The 17,819-nt window shown below is 32.5% G+C and carries 17 protein-coding genes and 1 pseudogene; 8 read left to right on the plus strand and 10 right to left on the minus strand.

Features of this window, described 5'->3' with window-relative positions; all coding sequences use genetic code 11:
* Nucleotides 1-27: 27 nt before the first annotated feature.
* Together BST83_RS02700 and BST83_RS02705 are read right to left on the minus strand one after the other, a co-directional pair.
* Nucleotides 28-582, minus strand: a complete 555-nt coding sequence (locus BST83_RS02700) for a SprT-like domain-containing protein (protein WP_437438456.1) — start codon at nucleotides 580-582, stop codon at nucleotides 28-30.
* 66 nt (nucleotides 583-648) lie between these two features.
* Nucleotides 649-1,329: an SDR family NAD(P)-dependent oxidoreductase gene (locus BST83_RS02705; protein ID WP_104808472.1), complete on the minus strand. Its 681-nt coding sequence runs from the start codon at nucleotides 1,327-1,329 to the stop codon at nucleotides 649-651.
* 67 nt (nucleotides 1,330-1,396) lie between these two features.
* On the opposite strand from BST83_RS02705, the gene BST83_RS02710 reads away from it, so the two are divergent.
* Together BST83_RS02710 and BST83_RS02715 are read left to right on the plus strand one after the other, a co-directional pair.
* Nucleotides 1,397-2,671 (plus strand): metal-dependent hydrolase family protein, encoded by a 1,275-nt coding sequence (locus BST83_RS02710; RefSeq protein ID WP_104808473.1) that lies wholly within the window; start codon nucleotides 1,397-1,399, stop codon nucleotides 2,669-2,671.
* A 109-nt stretch (nucleotides 2,672-2,780) separates the two neighbouring features.
* On the plus strand, nucleotides 2,781-3,011 hold the full coding sequence (locus tag BST83_RS02715; protein ID WP_104808474.1) for a hypothetical protein: 231 nt from the start codon (nucleotides 2,781-2,783) through the stop codon (nucleotides 3,009-3,011).
* A 55-nt stretch (nucleotides 3,012-3,066) separates the two neighbouring features.
* Here the strand turns inward: BST83_RS02715 and BST83_RS02720 are convergent, their stop codons facing one another.
* Together BST83_RS02720 and BST83_RS02725 are read right to left on the minus strand one after the other, a co-directional pair.
* Complete coding sequence (locus BST83_RS02720; RefSeq protein ID WP_104808475.1) at nucleotides 3,067-4,572, minus strand: hypothetical protein; 1,506 nt, start codon at nucleotides 4,570-4,572, stop codon at nucleotides 3,067-3,069.
* Nucleotides 4,573-4,616: 44 nt separating this feature from the next.
* Nucleotides 4,617-5,654, minus strand: a complete 1,038-nt coding sequence (locus tag BST83_RS02725; RefSeq protein WP_104808476.1) for a glutaminyl-peptide cyclotransferase — start codon at nucleotides 5,652-5,654, stop codon at nucleotides 4,617-4,619.
* A 254-nt stretch (nucleotides 5,655-5,908) separates the two neighbouring features.
* Between BST83_RS02725 and BST83_RS02730 the strand changes: the two genes are divergently transcribed.
* The 5 genes and pseudogenes from BST83_RS02730 to rpmE all read left to right on the plus strand — a co-directional run.
* The gene (locus BST83_RS02730; RefSeq protein ID WP_104808477.1) at nucleotides 5,909-6,163 is read left to right on the plus strand and encodes a type B 50S ribosomal protein L31; all 255 of its coding nucleotides are present in this window, start codon (nucleotides 5,909-5,911) and stop codon (nucleotides 6,161-6,163) included.
* A 114-nt stretch (nucleotides 6,164-6,277) separates the two neighbouring features.
* On the plus strand, nucleotides 6,278-7,360 hold the full coding sequence (locus BST83_RS02735; RefSeq protein WP_104808478.1) for a nickel-binding protein: 1,083 nt from the start codon (nucleotides 6,278-6,280) through the stop codon (nucleotides 7,358-7,360).
* A 116-nt stretch (nucleotides 7,361-7,476) separates the two neighbouring features.
* Nucleotides 7,477-8,382 (plus strand): FAD-binding oxidoreductase, encoded by a 906-nt coding sequence (locus tag BST83_RS21335; protein WP_367889135.1) that lies wholly within the window; start codon nucleotides 7,477-7,479, stop codon nucleotides 8,380-8,382.
* 12 nt (nucleotides 8,383-8,394) lie between these two features.
* The gene (locus BST83_RS21340) at nucleotides 8,395-8,874 is read left to right on the plus strand and encodes an FAD-binding oxidoreductase (protein WP_367889136.1); all 480 of its coding nucleotides are present in this window, start codon (nucleotides 8,395-8,397) and stop codon (nucleotides 8,872-8,874) included.
* Nucleotides 8,875-8,895: 21 nt separating this feature from the next.
* A pseudogene (rpmE, locus tag BST83_RS20365) lies at nucleotides 8,896-9,090 on the plus strand (50S ribosomal protein L31); the annotation flags it as partial.
* 311 nt (nucleotides 9,091-9,401) lie between these two features.
* Here rpmE and BST83_RS02750 read toward each other — a convergent pair.
* The 6 genes from BST83_RS02750 to gcvP all read right to left on the minus strand — a co-directional run bounded on the left by BST83_RS02750 (nucleotide 9,402) and on the right by gcvP (nucleotide 16,718).
* On the minus strand, nucleotides 9,402-9,848 hold the full coding sequence (locus BST83_RS02750) for a GNAT family N-acetyltransferase (RefSeq protein ID WP_104808479.1): 447 nt from the start codon (nucleotides 9,846-9,848) through the stop codon (nucleotides 9,402-9,404).
* Between the two features lie 516 nt (nucleotides 9,849-10,364).
* A complete protein-coding gene (locus BST83_RS02755; protein WP_104808480.1) occupies nucleotides 10,365-11,045 on the minus strand; it encodes a hypothetical protein in 681 nt (226 codons plus the stop codon).
* Nucleotides 11,046-11,491: 446 nt separating this feature from the next.
* On the minus strand, nucleotides 11,492-12,526 hold the full coding sequence (arsB, locus tag BST83_RS02760; protein ID WP_104808481.1) for an ACR3 family arsenite efflux transporter: 1,035 nt from the start codon (nucleotides 12,524-12,526) through the stop codon (nucleotides 11,492-11,494).
* Nucleotides 12,527-12,528: 2 nt separating this feature from the next.
* Nucleotides 12,529-13,161, minus strand: a complete 633-nt coding sequence (locus tag BST83_RS02765; RefSeq protein ID WP_104810759.1) for an arsenate-mycothiol transferase ArsC — start codon at nucleotides 13,159-13,161, stop codon at nucleotides 12,529-12,531.
* A 26-nt stretch (nucleotides 13,162-13,187) separates the two neighbouring features.
* Nucleotides 13,188-13,520 (minus strand): ArsR/SmtB family transcription factor, encoded by a 333-nt coding sequence (locus BST83_RS02770; RefSeq protein WP_104808482.1) that lies wholly within the window; start codon nucleotides 13,518-13,520, stop codon nucleotides 13,188-13,190.
* A 360-nt stretch (nucleotides 13,521-13,880) separates the two neighbouring features.
* Complete coding sequence (gcvP, locus tag BST83_RS02775; RefSeq protein ID WP_104808483.1) at nucleotides 13,881-16,718, minus strand: aminomethyl-transferring glycine dehydrogenase; 2,838 nt, start codon at nucleotides 16,716-16,718, stop codon at nucleotides 13,881-13,883.
* 225 nt (nucleotides 16,719-16,943) lie between these two features.
* Between gcvP and BST83_RS02780 the strand changes: the two genes are divergently transcribed.
* A complete protein-coding gene (locus BST83_RS02780) occupies nucleotides 16,944-17,714 on the plus strand; it encodes a UbiA prenyltransferase family protein (RefSeq protein WP_240614623.1) in 771 nt (256 codons plus the stop codon).
* Nucleotides 17,715-17,819 lie beyond the last annotated feature (105 nt).

The following is a 17,819-nucleotide window of genomic DNA, read 5'->3' on the forward strand; positions in this document are numbered from 1 at the left end:
TTAGGGATGCTTTTTTACGTAAATTATTTACGAGTTGTAAATCTTTACTTCTGCATTTTGATTAAATAAATACACTTTTTTGGTGTGCATATTTAAACATTCATATCTTGTTCGGCGCTTGTTTCCTCTTTTGTAAATGGCGTTTTTAAATTCAAATAAATTACCAAAAGGAATATCGAAAATAAAATGTTTTCCAGAATCAGCAGAAAAACCTTTTAAGGCTAAAGATAAATTCACATCGGCATCTGTACTTGCTTTTGGGTTTTTTAAATAGGTTGCCAAATAAGGTAATATTTCCTTCGGATAAATTTCTGGATGAATAAAAGGCAACATTAAATGCTGAAAAACTGTTTTCCATTCTTGTCCGTGAGGTTGCACGCGTCCAAATTTCTGATGTGTTACATGATGTGCAATTTCATGAATTAAAGTCAATAAAAATTGATACTTGTTTAGGTTGTTATTTACTGTAATTTGAAATCGACCACTGGGAAGTTTTCTAAAATCACCGTGTTTTGTGGCTCTTTGGTTCACAATAAACAAATCAAAAGAGTGTTCATCAATTAAAAATTGAACAAACGGCATTGATTTCAAAGGAATAAATTTTATATAATCTGTATTCAATTTTTAATTTTTCTTATTGCTTATTAACTAAGGTGTTGAAGAGGATACTTCCAGTACTTTACCATTATAAAACTTATTTCCGGTTAAAGAAAAATCATGGATATAATTTGCCATTTCTGCGGCCGAAAGAGGCGCTTTATAATCAGGAAAGGCTTCTTCTAACATTTCTGTTTGCACAGCTCCCAAGGCCAAAACATTAAAGGCAATTTCTTGTTCTTTGTATTCTTCTGCTAGTAATTCTGATAAGGTAATTACAGCCCCTTTTGATGAAGAATATGCAGCTAAACCAGGAAACTTCATACTTCCTTGAATTCCGCCCATAGAACTTATGGTCACAACATGGCTTCCTTTTGGTAAAAAAGGAATTAAATTTTTAGTAATTTGTGCCACTCCGAAAACATTTACTTTATACACTTCTAAAAAATCATCCGAAGTTAATTCTGTAAAAGGTTTGTTTATGAGTTTGCCTGCATTGTTGATTAAAATATCAACTTGTTTCCAGTTTTGTTCGATGAAATTGGTTACTTTTTTAACATCGGTATTTTTAGAAATATCAACAGAAAGGACAGAGATATTTTTATGATTCACAGTCTCTAAAGGTTTTGTATTTCTAGAAATAGCCAGCACTTGATGCCCGTTTTTAGCAAACAATTTAGCTAATTCAAAACCAATTCCTCTACTAGTTCCTGTAATAACAACGTTTTTCATTAATTTTTAAATTTTGAATAAGCAATCTACTCAAATTTTCATACATTTCAGAATTAAAATCAAACAAATGAAAAAAATAGTTTTACTTTTTATAACGTTCATTTTTATTCAAAATTTAACAGCGCAAACGACCTATATTTTATGTGGGAAATTAATGGATACAAAATCAGGAAAAATCAGTACAGAGAAGACAATTGTTGTTGAGAAAAATAAAATTGTTGACGTCATGGATGGCTATATAATACCAAAATCTGTAGTTTCTATTGACTTGCGTGATAAAGTGGTAATGCCTGGTTTAATTGATTTTCATGTGCATATCGAGCAAGAGTTTACAGCAAATTCAAGATTAAATGGGTATATTTTAAATGAAGCGGATGTTGCTTACAATTCTGTCAATTTTGCAGAAGTAACCTTAAAAAACGGATTTACAACCGTGAGAGATTTAGGTGGTTCCGGTGTAAATATATCTTTGAGAAATGCTATTAATGCAGGTAAAATTATTGGTCCAAGAGTTTTTACAGCTGGTAAATCCTTAGCTACAACGGGTGGTCATGCAGATCCTACAAACGGAAGTAGCAGAGAATTAATGGGAAACCCTGGGCCAGAAGATGGAGTTGTAAATTCTGTTGAAGAGGGTAGAAAAGCCGTTAGACAACAATATAAAAACGGTGCAGATTGTATTAAAATTACCGCAACTGGTGGTGTTTTAAGTGTTGCTAAATCTGGCGATAATCCTCAATTTACAGTCGAAGAAATTAAGGCAATTTGTGAAACGGCAAAAGATTACGGAATGCATGTTGCGGCTCATGCTCACGGGGATGAAGGAATGCAAAGAGCTATAATTGGCGGTGTAAAAACCATAGAACACGGAACCTATATGAGTGATGAAACGATGGAACTCATGAAAAAACACGATGCTTATTTAGTACCTACAATTACTGCCGGAAAAGAAGTAGAGGAAAAAGCAAAAATAAAAGGTTTTTATCCGGATATCGTTGTGCCAAAAGCGTTGGCGGTTGGTCCGCAAATTCAAGGAACGTTTGCAAGAGCGTATAAAAAAGGAGTCGGAATTGCATTCGGAACAGATGCGGGTGTTTTTAAGCACGGTAATAACGGAAAAGAGTTTGGTTTTATGGTGGAAGCAGGAATGCCAGCAATCGAGGCGATACAATCTGCGACGATTACAAACGCAATGTTATTGAAGATGGAAAACGAAATTGGACAAATTCAAAAAGGTTTTTTTGCAGATATTATTGCTGTGGATGAAGATCCTACTGAGAATATTGCCACTATGGAAAACGTGGTTTTTGTAATGAAAGAGGGTGTTGTTTATAAAAAGTAATTACTAAAGATACAGTTTGAGCACTTTATCTATTTAAGTTAATTTTTTGATCGATATTAGTAAAATAGGTTTCTGATATTTTTTTAAATAAAAAAGCAGTGGAACTTAAATGAAAACAACTATTAAAATGAGAAATAAAAAGTGGGATTTAGTCTTTGTAATTATAGGAATATTAAATATTGTTTTCTCTTTTGCCGGTAATAATACAATTGAAGTTATTTTTGGATTTGAATTAAATGTTTGGACGTATAGAACAATTTGGGGGTTTATTGCTGCTGGTTCTTTTCTTAGTTATAGAAAGAAAAAGAAACTAGAATCAGAAGCTAATGATCAAAAATAAGTAAACCCTTCAGGTTTTAAAACTGGAAAGGTTTATGTATGTTTATCATCGTAAATTATTCAAAAGTAATATGCTGATAAGCGCCAATATCAGGTTTTGTAGTTCTATCAACTCCTAAAATATCTAGAGTAAAAATTGAGGTTTTCGCTTTATTAATGGCATCTGAATCTTGCCCAATAATAAAATCTTGATTTTGAGAATTTCTAAAATTTGTATTTCCGTTTAAAAGTATGTTTTGATAAAATGGGTTTGTAAAATCTAATTCAGAATTTCCTTCAAAAGAATTACTAGTATCATTAAACTGAATCATACAATTGCTAATGTTGTAATTAAAGATCCTACCACCATCAACTTTATCAATTAGAAATTCAATATTATTATTTCCATCAAAAATACAATTGGTAAAATTAGCAGCATGTAAATCTCTGGTTTCAATTATTTCTAGTCCATCATCAACATACGTAAAAAAATTATTGATTAAAACAGCTGGTAATTGACGAATTCCATTATTCCAGAAATTAGCAAATGTGCTGTGTGTAAAATTGTAAGTTCCGCCAATGGTGGCAGCTAAAGAAGCTTCTCCTGCCGAACCGATTACTACATTATACGCCTCTATATTTGTTTCTCTGGCAAGAATTCCAAAGTTTGAATGGTTGTAAATTTCTGAGTTTTGTAATTTTAAAGTTGGAGTAGAAGTAGAGCCGATACTATCAATTAGGATTCCAATAATTCCGTTTTTAATTTGTGCAAAGTTAATTTCATTGTCTTTACTTCCGGCGCGCATCCAAATGGTGCCCCATTGACCAGGAATTTTATTAAAACCACTTTCTAATCGGTCGCCTTCGAAAATCACTCTTTCAGTTAAAGTACCATTTACTTTCAAGGTTGCTTTATTGTCAATAATCAAACCCGAATTGTCATGAAAATGAACTCTTGCACCCGCTTCAATTGTTAACGTTTTATTTGCACGAACCGCTGCATATCCATAAATAACAGTTGGTTTTGTGTTTGTAAACGTCAGTTCAGCATCCGTTAAAAACCTACCTTTAATAGAGGTCACTTGTCCGCCAATCGTTAAACTATCAATTTTCATCGTTAAAGGATCTTTACCTGGAAAAATAAAGTTGGCATCTTGTACCAAAGTCACTAAATCTACACCTTGCTGATTGGCCCCATTATCAAACAAAATTCGATCTGTGTATAACGGATTTACAACATTATTGGCATCAATGGTCGTTTCTATAAATACAAAGATGCTATCTTTTGCTAAAATATCAATGTCATTAAATTCTTTTCCTGCAATTCCGTCAACATTTAATCTATAGTTTGATGAAGTTCCGTTTTCCAAAGCAATTTTAGGAATGGTAATAGCTTTATTTCCTCTGTTGTACACCTTTAAATTATAGGTTGCAGAACCAATATTCGTAAAAACAGTGTCTAAAAAAATAGTGTCTTTAGAAAACTCTAGTTCGCCAAAATTAGGAATTGTAGAAAAATCTTTTCTACAAGAACTCATAGAGATTAGAGCAACACAAATAAGAAATGTAAGGAAATAGCGCATAAATCAATTTTATATAAAAATAGAACTTAAAAATGATTGGTTTATTATTTTTTAATCAATTCAATTTCAAAAAGTTTGCCCCAATGCTTTCCTGTAACAAACAATCTATTGTTTTCGGCATCAAAAGCAATTCCGTTTAAAACTTCATCTTCAGGAACTAACTTTTGTGTTTTTTCCATTTCGATTTTTAAATCAGATAAATCTGCTACACCTAATACTGCACCTGTTTTTACATCAATAATCACCATTACATTTTGCTGATATTTATTTGCATAAATTTTGTTATCGATGAACTCTAATTCATTCAAGTTGTCTAAAGCATATTTATTGGTATAGACTTGTAAATATTTTTTTTCTTTAAAACTTACAGGATCTAAAAACCAAATTTTGTTTGTACCGTCAGATTTTATAAGTTCTGTTCCGTTGTTGGTTAGACCCCAGCCTTCTTCACTTTTATTAAATGCAAATTCTTTTTCTAGTTTAAAAGTTTCTAAATCATAGACAAACCCTTTCTTAGCTTGCCAAGTTAGCCAGTAAATTTTATTGTTTAAAATGGTCATTCCTTCACCAAAATATTGGTTGTCTAAAGCTATTTTTTGTAAAACTTTACCAGTAGTAATTTCTACTTTTCTTAGTGAAGATTGTCCTTTTTTGCCCGTAGTTTCATACAAAAAACCGTTATAATATTCTAAACCTTGTGTGTACGCTTCGGTATCATGCGGAAAAGAATTTATAATTTTATAGGTATAAATTGCAGGAGCTTTATCTGCCAAAACTTCAAAAGAATTATTTACTTTTTTTGTTTTTCCAGGAAAAAATGCCAGAGCAGAAACTACGTGTTTACCAACACCAAAATCTGAAGTATTAATAGTTGCAGTATTTCCATCCGCAGTAATTTCTAGTCCGTCAACAAAAAACTGAACTTTATCAACGGGTTTGTCATTTTTCTCTTTTAAAGTAATTGATATAGAAGAGTTTAGTGTCGTTTTTTTAACAACATTTAAAGTAAATTTGTAGCCATCATTACAAGAAGTAATGAATAAGAGGGTTAAAAAGGTAATAAGAACAGCAAGCTTTTTCATTATTTAAGTATTATATTTGGGTTTTAAATATTTAAAAATCAGATATATTATCTCATTTTAGGTACAAAGTTAATCCGTTTTTTACGTAAAGTATTTAAAAGACTAAATAAAACTATTTTTTTATTTGTAAATTAAAAAATAAGGTTAAATTTGCAATCTCAAAATGGTTAATTATTAACTATCTAGAAGATTGCGTAAAACTTTACCAACTTTCCGCATACAAACATAACATTAAAGTATTAAAATATAAAACAATGAAGAAAGGAATTCATCCAGAAAATTATAGAATGGTAGCTTTTAAAGACATGTCTAATGAAGATGTTTTTTTAACCCGTTCTACTGTAGACACTAAAGAAACTTTAGATGTTGATGGTGTAGCTTATCCTTTAGTAAAATTAGAGATTTCTAGAACTTCTCACCCTTTTTACACTGGTAAATCTAAACTTATCGATGCTGCAGGACGTATTGATAAATTTAAGAACAAATACGCAAAATTTAAAAAAGAGTAATTTTTTTACAATTTTTAACATATAAAAAAGCCTCGACACTGTCGAGGTTTTTTTTGTGGTATAGTTCTTAGAATTTAACAACTGTTTTTTTTATTTATATTGCATAAAAAATATATGCCAATTTATTTAGACCGACATAGTTTTATTAGTGACGTTTCTGCTAAAGAAGCCGCTCAAGAACATTTACTTGATCTTGGAATTCAAGATCAACACGGTTGTAAAGCAATTACCTACTGGTTTGACGAAGTGCGAAAAGTAGCTTTTTGTTTGGTAGAAGCTCTTAGTAAAGAAGCGGTTAGGGAAATGCATGACCATGCACATGGAGGTGTGCCAAATGAAATTATTGAAGTAGATGAATCTGTTGTGCTGGCTTTCTTAGGAAGGGTGAAAGACCCTTTTAATAAAGAGGGTGAGGTTTTAAAATTGATTGAAGAACCAGCCTTTCGGTTTATCATGGCCATAAATTTTATTGAAGACAGCCATCATGTTCAAATCAATAAAGTTTTTTCGAATACACTGAAACAAGGTGTTAAAAAACACAATGGAGCCATTGTTGAATCAACTAAAGGGCGTTTTTTAACCATCTTTACAACAGTACAAAGTACAATTGATTTCGCCAAAATCTTGGTAGAATTTTCAAGTAAAAATACTTTAAACCTTCAAATTGGCCTAAGCTGTGGAAATCCAGTAGATAACGCTCAAATTATTTTTGAAAAAGTAATCATTGAGGCTAAAAATTTATGTTTAGCCTCAAGAAGAGGTCAGATTGTGATGTCTAGTGCTATTAAAAAAATGTATCAAAAAGGAGACGCATCTTTAAATACTCTAAACTTTAAAGATTTAAAGCCCGTAGATACCGAATTTCTTGCTGAATTTATAGCGTTTCTTGCTGACCACTGGCATAATCCCAATCTAAAAACACAAGATTGCTGCACGTATTTAAGAATAAGCAGCTCTAGTTTACACCGGAAAATGACAGCTTCTTTAAGTGTTTCTTTTACTGTTTTTTTAAGAGAGTATCGTTTAAAAAAATCAATTGAGATGTTTCCTCAGTTCAATATAATTGCTGAAGTTTCGTATGATGTAGGTTTTAATAGTCCTGAGTATTTTAGAAAATGTTTCTATGATTTTTTGGTATTTCTCCTTCAAACTACATCAGGCAGTCCAGGCTTCGTTCTGCATAAAGTGATTTGCTAAACTAAAGTAGTTTTCTTGTTTTGGGCTAATTTTATGGTTTTTTGAATTTTTTTTGTGGTTTCCTTCACCTTTTAGAGTGTAATTTTGGTTTTTACTAACTAAAAATAAACTTAATCATGGAAAAATTAAACTTTAAAGATATGAATACTATTGAAAAAAATAAGTTGGACACTTTTTTGTTAAAACTAAGCGGTAAAATTGTAACGCCAGAAGATGTTGAATACAATGAAACACGTAAAGTGTATAATGGAAATATTGACAAGTATCCAGGCATGATTGTGATGTGTTCTGATGTTGCAGATGTCATTGCTGCTGTAAATTTTGGAAGAGAAAATAATTTACTCATTGCCGTTCGAGGTGGTGGACATAATGGGGGTGGTTTAGGTGTTTGCGATAACGGTTTAGTCATCGATTTATCAGGACTCAAATCTGTACGTGTAAATACTGCTAAAAACACGGTGAGAGTAGGCGGTGGAAATCTTTGGAGAGAAGTAGATCATGCTACGCATCCATTCGGTTTAGCAGTACCTGCAGGAGTTGTTTCTTCAACAGGTGTTGGCGGACTCACCCTTGGAGGTGGTGTTGGGCATTTGTCAAGAAAATATGGTTTGACCATAGACAACCTTTTAGAAGCTGATATGGTATTGGCTGATGGTAGTTTTGTGACCGTACATAAAAATCAACACCAAGATTTGTTTTGGGCTATCCGAGGTGGAGGTGGGAATTTTGGAATTGTAACCTCGTTTAAATTTCAAGCACATCCTGTTAAAACAGTTATAGGAGGGCCTACTTTATGGCCTATCGAAAAGACCAAAGAAATTATGGCATGGTATCATGATTTTTTAAACAATGCTCCCGATGATTTGAATGGATTTATTGCTACTATGGTTATTCCTGGGGCGCCCTTTCCAGAACATTTACACAACAAGCAATTTTGTGGTATTGTTTGGTGCTATACTGGTGATCCAGCTGATTTTAAAGAATTGTTTAAGCCTGTATTAGCACTCAATCCTGTTTTTTAACATGTAGACGAAATGCCGTATCCACAAATACAATCTATGTTTGACGCGTTGTTTCCTCCTGGAATGCAGTGGTATTGGAGAGCCGACTTTTTTAAAGAGTTAGGAGATGAAATTCAAGAACAACACTTAAAATTTGGTTCTAATATTCCTACACCACTTTCTGCTATGCATTTATACCCTATTAGCGGTGCTGCAAGTAGAGTTGGATCAGATGAAACACCATGGGCATATCGCGATGCAAAATATTCAGGGGTTATTGTTGGCGTTTCTCCAGACCCTGAAGATGCGGATAAAATAACCAATTGGTGTAAAGATTATTGGGAGGCACTACACCCGTATTCTTCTGGTGGTGCGTATTCTAATTTTATGATGGAAGAAGGACAAGAACGTATACAGGCCAGTTACAAACACAACTACAAGCGCTTGCTAGACATTAAAAGAACCTATGATCCCAACAATGTATTTCGAGTAAATCAAAATATAAAACCATAAATAACAAGGATGTCATCCTCTCCTTTAGTGAAATTAGAGATTTCTAGAACTTCTCACCCATCTTACACTGGTAAATCTAAACTTATTGATGCTGCAGGACGTATTGACAAGTTCAAAACCAAATACGTAAAGTTCAAAAAAAGTAATACTTTTAGAATTTTAAACATATTTAAAACTCCAACATTCATTTGTTGGAGTTTTTTTTTAATCCAATAGAAAAGAGTGTCTTTGTAAAACAAGTATTTATTTGGTAATTATTTTAATTTTCGTTTGGGCATTCCCTTTCAGGTCGGGCTTTCCATTATATCTTTTTTTCATACCTCCAAAAAGGATGCTATTTCAATCCCTAACGCAACTTATATACCAACTGAGTTGTTGCCTCTAAAACTAAAACATTATTTTTAAACTTTTAAAATAACAACCAATAAATGAGAAATAATTTACTTATAATTTTTATTGGAATATGTATTTTATTCGGATTTCTAGTCTATTTTATTTCACAAACCGGTATGACAACCGTTTCTTTGCTATAAATCTTTTGCAAAGCAAAGACTGTCTGCAATATCCTTTAGTTTACCATATTTTTCAATAGGATAGTAGCCGTTTCTTTGATATAGCCTAATTGCCTCAGGTTGCTTTGAACCGGTAAAGAGTATGCATCTTACACTTTCTAGTTCTCGAGACCAGTTTTCTAATTCAGAAAGAATTTTATCTGCAATTCTTTGACCTCTAACTGTCTGAGAAACATACATTCGTTTAATTTCTGTTGAATTAAAATCATATTTCGTGATGGCACCACAGCCAACAGGTTTCCCTTCTTTTAAAGCTAAAACCACATATTTCAATTCATTAATAGTATTAAATTGAGATAGCGAATGTGTGGTTCCATCTCTTTTTGCAAGATCGGAATTCAGCAACTCCACTAGCTTTTTAAAAGCTATATTTTCTGAATTAGTTCTTATTATTTCAATCATATTTTTTAATGATGTTCAGCATAAATAACGAAGTTAGAATTTTAAATTAAAAAGTTACTAATGAAACATCTTTTTTAAAGACTAAAGTTAGTCTATAAACTAAAGGCTTGTAAAATTTCTGGAAGTAAAGCAATCGTTTCTGAGGACTTTTGTAAATAACAATTAATAAATTAATTTTTAACTTGTGTTTACATTCCGTTATTCTGTTTCCAATGTTTTCGTTAATTCAAAACAAAGTTTGTCAATATTCCCCATTTCTGGATGGAATGCAGATATAGTTAAAATATAATTTTTAGTTTGACACCCCTTTTAAATAAAAGATTACACTCATTTTTTAGGTGATCCGTTACTTTTGCGAAATAATTTCGTTATAAATTGTATCTGTTTGTGAGATAGCGGGAATCAATTCTCTCTTTTAAAAGTAAAGCAGTCTTGCGTCTTTTATCTGTCAGCACCGATCATTTTACTTGTTTTTTCTGTCAATGCATTAATCATTTTTTTAATTAGGAATGAACACTATTTTTTATATTCTTCTGATAAAGGAGAAATCATAATGTGCGCTTTGTGTGTTCCAGGATTCATAATCCAAGGATGATTTGACGCCACAGGGGCATTTGGCAAACCTGTAGATGCTGCTGTAGCCCAAGGCATATACACCACATAACGAAGTTGTGCTCCTCCAACTTTTGAAGTTTCAGAATCATATAGTGCATTTGCTCCATAGTAAATGTGCAAAGTAGATCCAGAAGTTATTTTAAGTTGACCTGATTTCATTTCTGCTTCCCGGATCGTAAAGATTTCTTGACTCGTCTTTCCTACTGCATTTAAGACTCTTCCTCTCGCCATAAACGGCTCAAGATCTTTATGATAACATGCCGCACTAAAGCCTGTTTGTTTAGGGTTATCTGCAAGAACAATAAATTGATTATCTCCTTCTTTTAGCGTCACAAATTCACCAGCCATATTATATCCAATAACTTTACATGCTGCCCTACTTTCTTCGGGAGCCGCCATTAATGCTGTGGCAATTAAAGCTTCATCTGTGTCAATAGCTTTTAATTGTTTACCCATACCAGAAATACTTTCTGTTACCGTTTCTGTTTCAGAGTATTTTTTTATTGTTGTTTTTGTTTTGTCTGATGAATTACAAGAAATCAAAATTCCTGAAAGAAAAATTGCTGTAATAATACGTTTCATATTTTATAATTTTTTAGTTTGGTGTTAAGGAAGCACAACTTAAAACTGATAATTCCCTGTTTCAATGACCTATATCATAAGTGAGCGATGTTAACTTTTTTCTATCAAAAAGTCAATAAGGAAAAACCCCTATAGCCAACTTTGCCAGAGCATTTAGGCTTTCTTGTAAAAGTTACTAAGGTTTTTTGTAAAAGTACTAGTATAATCGAGTAAAAATCTTACTATTTTTAATTAAATTTAGTAAAATAAATTGTAAAAATATGTACAACTTTTACAAAGCAAGTAAAGTGGTGCGTGCATGCCAGTAGCATTGCATTTTTTATAAAGGTATAAAAATAATTTTAAATAGGATGTAAAATCGAAGATATTAACCTAAAAACTTCTTGAGAGGCAAACCCGTAAAATGAGTTTAGTAAAAGGAAGATTTTGTAGGGTTTCCTCTAGTTTTATGAATAATATTTTTTCTTTAGCCAGAATGAAACGCGAACTAATAAAATCAAAGCTGGCACTTCTACTAACGGACCAATTACGCCTGCAAATGCTTGACCTGAATTGAGTCCGAAAACTGCAATCGCCACTGCAATTGCTAATTCAAAATTATTTCCTGCTGCTGTAAAAGCTACGGCAGCTGTTTTATCGTAGGTTGCTCCCGTTGCTTTGGTAACGAAAAACCCAATGATAAACATAATAGTAAAATAGATTAATAAAGGAACCGCAATAATTAAAACATCCATAGGAATTTCTACAATTAATTCGCCTTTTAAAGAGAACATCACCACAATTGTAAATAACAGCGCAATTAATGTGATTGGTGAAATGGTCGGGATGAATTTGTTAGTGTACCAATCTTCGCCTTTGAGTTTTACAAATATCAGTCTACTTAAAATACCCATTACAAATGGAATACCTAAATAAATAGCAACACTTTCTGCAATCGTTCCGATAGAGATATCAACGATAGCGCCTTCAAAACCAAAATAGGGTGGAAGTACTGTTATAAAAAGCCACGCATAAAAACTGTAGGCAAAAACTTGAAAAATACTATTTAATGCCACTAAACCTGCACCATATTCGCTACTTCCTTCGGCAAGATCGTTCCAAACCAATACCATGGCAATACAACGCGCCAAGCCAATTAAAATCAATCCGACCATATATTCTGGATAGTCGCGTAAAAAAGTGATGGCTAAAAAGAACATTAAAACGGGCCCAATAACCCAATTTAAGATAAGTGAAATAGAAAGAATTTTGGTGTTGCGAAAAACTTTTGGCAAGAGCGCATAATTTACTTTTGCCAAAGGCGGATACATCATTAAAATCAACCCAATTGCTATGGGAATATTTGTTGTTCCGCTGTTGAATGAGTTGATGATATTAGGAAATTTTGGAATAAAATAGCCAAGTCCAACTCCAATTGCCATGGCAACAAATATCCAAAGGGTTAGATTTTTATCGAGAAAACTTAATTTTTTTAATGCCATATTTATGAGTTTATTTGAGAGAAAACGAAGTATAATTCAGTTGCTATTTGCAAACTTCTTTCAGTATATTTTTCTGCTTGTTGAGGTGTTTCATCAAATGCTTTTGGATCTTCAAAAGTTATCGGAATTCGTTTTTCTGCACCCGCAATAAATGGACAAGCTCCATCTGCTGAATCACAAGTCATAATTGCTGCAAATTCAGATTTTGGGTTAAAATCATCGTCTAATTTTTTTGAAAATCCAATAATAGGATGTTCATTCTTTGCATATTTAATGCTGTAAATTGGGTTTTTATCGTGCGAAAGCGTCTTAATTTGAAAGCCTGCATTTTTTAGTGTTTCTGTAACCATTGGAAATAAAGCTGTAGCTTCTGTGCCACCAGAATAACAAAATACATTTTTGATGTTAAAATAGTTAGCCATTGTTTGCGCCCAAACTTGTGATAAATGACTTCTTCGGGAATTGTGTGTACAAATAAAATTGATACGAATTTCTTGATGACTGGAAACTTTAGATTGAATAAAATCTGTTAGTGGTTTTAAAATAGCTTTACGCTCATCGGAAATAGTTGCTGGTTCTAAGCGCTTAATTATATTTTCTATTTCTGGAAATAAGGTTGGTTGTGTGGTTCTCATTGTTTTGTTTAGTAAGATAAATGCTTTTAACAGCAATCTTTTTTATTAGTAATATCTTGATGTAGAAATAGCAACATTGTTTCTTTCATCTTTGTCCAATTTTCAGCATTGATACAATAGCAAACACTGGTCCCTTCTACATTTCCTTTAATAAGTCCTAAATGTTTTAATTCTTTTAAATGTTGAGAAATTGTAGGTTGTGCAAGTCCGATTTCGTTCACCAAATCGCCACAATAACAGGCGTCTATTTTAAATAGTTGCTGTAAAATTGCCACTCTTGCAGGATGTCCAAAGACTTTTGCGAATAAGGCTATTTCGTTTTGTAGGTCGGTAAACATTTCTGTTTTTGCTAATCCCATTTCTTATTTATTATTTAATTGCAATGTTACGATTAATATATAAAAAGGAAAACTATTTTAAACAAGATTTCGATACTATTTTTAAAGATAAAGTCACTCAAACTGACAATTAGAGAAGTAGTACAATTCAAAATGCATATTGGTTTAAAATAAATTTAGCAGAAGTAAATTCAAAATAGGAACAGACGAAGTTTCTATCACTCACTAAAATAAAAATAATTGGGAATGTTGATGCAGTAGACAAAAGAAACCGTTTCTAAATACTAATAGGACTTCAATACAGGTAAACAGTTTTAACTTCTAAACAAAAAAACCACCTCAAAAGAGATGGTTTTAAACTGTAAAAAAAAATTCGTGTTTTTACATATAATCTTCAATTGGGTTGCAAGAACAAATTAAGTTTCTGTCTCCAAAAGCATCATCCACTCTTCTAACTGTTGGCCAGAATTTGTTGTCCGCAATATACTCCAAAGGAAAAGCAGCTTGTTTTCTGGTGTATGGAAAAACCCAATCATCTGCAGTTAACATGGCTTGTGTATGCGGTGCATTTTTTAAAGGATTATTTTCGTCCGCTATTGTTACTTCATTAATCTCCTTTCTAATAGAAATCATTGCATCACAAAAACGATCTAATTCAGCCATACTCTCAGATTCTGTAGGTTCAATCATCATGGTTCCAGCAACCGGAAAAGAAACTGTTGGTGAATGAAAACCATAATCCATTAAACGTTTTGCAATATCTACAACTTCAATTCCGTTTTGTTTAAAATCACGACAATCAATAATCATTTCGTGTGCAGCGCGTCCTTGATCGCCTGTATATAAAGTTGGATAATGACCATTTAAACGTTCTTTAATATAGTTTGTGTTTAAAATTGCCATTTTAGTGGCATCCGTTAATCCCTGAGCACCTAACATTGTTATATATCCGTAAGATATTAAACAAACTAATGCAGAGCCCCAAGGTGCGGCAGAAATAGAACTAATTGCATTTTCACCACCTGTTTTAATCAAAGGGTTTGTTGGCAAAAACGGCACTAATTGAGGAGCAACACAAATTGGGCCAACTCCAGGACCTCCACCACCATGCGGAATTGCAAATGTTTTGTGTAAGTTTAAGTGACACACATCTGCACCAATGGTTGCAGGATTTGTCAAACCAACTTGCGCGTTCATATTTGCACCATCCATATATACTTGACCACCATGCGCATGAATTAAATCAGTAATATCTTTAATTCCTGTTTCAAAAACACCATGCGTTGAAGGATAGGTAACCATTAAAGCCGCTAAGTTTTTAGAATGTAATTCCGCTTTTTCTTTTAAATCGTCAAAGTCGATATTTCCTTTTTCATCGGTTTTTGTCACCACAACTTCCATACCAGCCATTACTGCGGATGCAGGATTTGTGCCGTGTGCAGAAGCCGGAATTAAACAAATATTTCTATGAGAATCGCCTCTGTGTTCGTGGTACGCTCTAATAACCATTAAGCCAGCAAACTCTCCTTGTGCACCAGAGTTTGGTTGTAAAGAAGTACCTGCAAAGCCCGTAATAATATTTAATTGATGTTCTAATTTTGTTAAAACTTCTTGATATCCTTGCGCCTGATTTAACGGTGCAAATGGATGAATATTTCCCCATTGCGGATTGCTTAAAGGCAACATTTCTGAGGCAGCATTTAATTTCATTGTACAAGATCCCAAAGAAATCATAGAATGGTTTAAAGCTAAATCTTTACGCTCTAATTTTTTAATATAACGCATCATATCTGTTTCTGAATGATACGTGTTAAAAATGCTGTTTTCTAAGAAAGGTGTATTTCTTACTAAAGCTTCTGGAATTGCTTTTATTGGTTGTGGTAATGCACCACTTTTAACATTAAAAGCTTGCTCAAAACAACCTACAATTTCTTTAATTTCTGTAATTCCGACGGTTTCATTGATAGAAATTGAAACGTGATTTTCATCAACATAATTAAAGTTAATGTGATTTGCTTCTGCAACTGTTTTTAATTTTGCAGCTGCGACTTCCACTAAAATAGTATCAAAATAAGCTGAATTTAGTTGTTTAAAGCCTAAATCACTTAAAATAGTTGCTAGCGTTTTTGTGTTTGTATGCACGTAATCAGCAATATTTTTTAAACCGTCTTTACCGTGATATGCTGCATACATACCAGCCATCACAGCTAATAGAACCTGTGCAGTACAAATATTAGAAGTCGCTTTTTCGCGTTTAATATGTTGTTCTCTAGTTTGCAAAGCCATTCGTAAAGCTCTGTTGCCATTAATGTCTTTAGTAACACCAATTATTCTACCAGGAATATTTCTTTTATAACAATCTCTTGTTGCAAAATATCCTGCATGAGGACCTCCATAACCTAACGGAATTCCGAAACGTTGTGTAGTTCCTACAACAACATCAACTCCAAATTCTGCCGGTGCTTTTAATTTTACGAGTGATAAAATATCCGCAGCAACTGCCACTTTTATATTCTTTTCATTCGCTTTTGCAACGAAGGCTGTATAGTCATTTACTTGACCAAGTTTTCCCGGGTATTGTAAAATTGCGCCGTAAAACTCGTCAGAAAAATTAAATTCTTCGTGGTTTCCAACAACTAATTCAATACCAATAGGCGCAGAACGTGTTTGTAAAACCGATAAAGTTTGAGGTAAAATTTCTTCGGATACAAAAAACTTGGTTACATTATTTTTCTTTTGATTTCTTTCACGCACATCAAAAAGTAATGCCATTGCTTCTGCAGCAGCGGTACTTTCATCCAACAAAGAAGCATTTGCCAATTCCATTCCCGTTAAATCACAAATCATTGTTTGAAAATTTAACAACGCTTCCAATCTTCCTTGTGCAATTTCTGCTTGGTAAGGCGTATATGCCGAGTACCAACCCGGATTTTCTAAAATATTTCTTTGAATAACACTTGGCACAATCGCCTCATGATAGCCTAAACCAATATAGCTTTTAAAGACTTTATTTTTTTCTGAAAGTTCTTTAATATGCGCTAAATATTCATATTCGCTCATAGCAGGTTCTAAATCTAAAGCTTCTTTTAATCGGATTTTTTCTGGAACAGTTTCATTAATTAACTGATCTAAACTAGCTACTTTAATAGCCGATAACATTTTTTCTTGCTCCTTTTTATTAGGGCCAATATGTCTTAGTTGAAACGAGTTTGTATTCATTTAAATTTTTTATCAGTCTTAAATTCAATCGATTTAGTTGATTGATGATTTATGTTTTATTAACATTGCAAAAATAAGGATTTTAGCATCCTTAAGATTCACATAATTACGTTAAATTGAGAATAATTATTAACCAAATGACAATGTTATCAACATAAACTTTACTTTTGTTTGATGAGGTTTTTAAAAAATATTTTAAATTTTTACTTAAATTCAAGTATACATGTGGCTATAGCCGTATATTCTTTTGTTAGAATTACAGAAATGTATTTTAAACTTCCCCCTAATGAAAACTTAGATTATTTTATTTTCTGCGGTACAATTACAGGGTATAATTTTGTAAAATATGCGGGTGTTGCAAAATTGCATCACAAAAGTTTAACAAACGATTTAAAAATCATTCAGATTTTTTCTTTTTTATGCTTTTTAGCTATGTGTTATTATGGGTGTTTAATTGATTTTAAAACACTGCTTTTATCCCTTCCTTTAGCGCTGTTAACCGTTTTGTATGCGGTTCCTTTTTTAAGCGGATTTGCTAAAAATTTAAGAGAGATAAGTTATCTAAAAATTATTGTAGTAGCCTTTGTTTGGACTGGGTTTACTGTTTTAATTCCGTTATTTGATGCCGGAAAAGAAGGGACTTTATCAGCAGTTTTTTATGCAATTCAACGATTTTTATTGGTAATTGTTTTGATACTTCCTTTTGATATTAGAGATATGAAATTTGATGCGATTTCTTTGCAAACAATCCCAAAGAAAATAGGGATAGATAGCACCAAGAAACTAGGAGTTGCACTGCTCGTTTTTTCGTTAGTTTTAGAGTTTATGTCCTCCACAGAAATCACAGTAAAAAGTCCTTTTATGCTGTTCTTCTTTTTAATGATTATCTTCTTAATGAGAGCTAAAATCAATCAATCAAAATATTATAGCTCCTTTTGGGTAGAGTCTTTGCCTATTGTTTGGTTGCTATTTCTTTTGGGATTTCATAATTTTTAAGCCTTAAATGTCTTTTTTTTATGAAGTTAATCAATATTGGTGACAAATTAAATTGATATCATAAAACTTTAAAAAGGCTTCTTACTTGTCTACTATCTTTGTAGC

Origin of the sequence: Polaribacter filamentus (assembly GCF_002943715.1) — a bacterium.
Classification (GTDB): Bacteria; Bacteroidota; Bacteroidia; order Flavobacteriales; family Flavobacteriaceae; genus Polaribacter; species Polaribacter filamentus.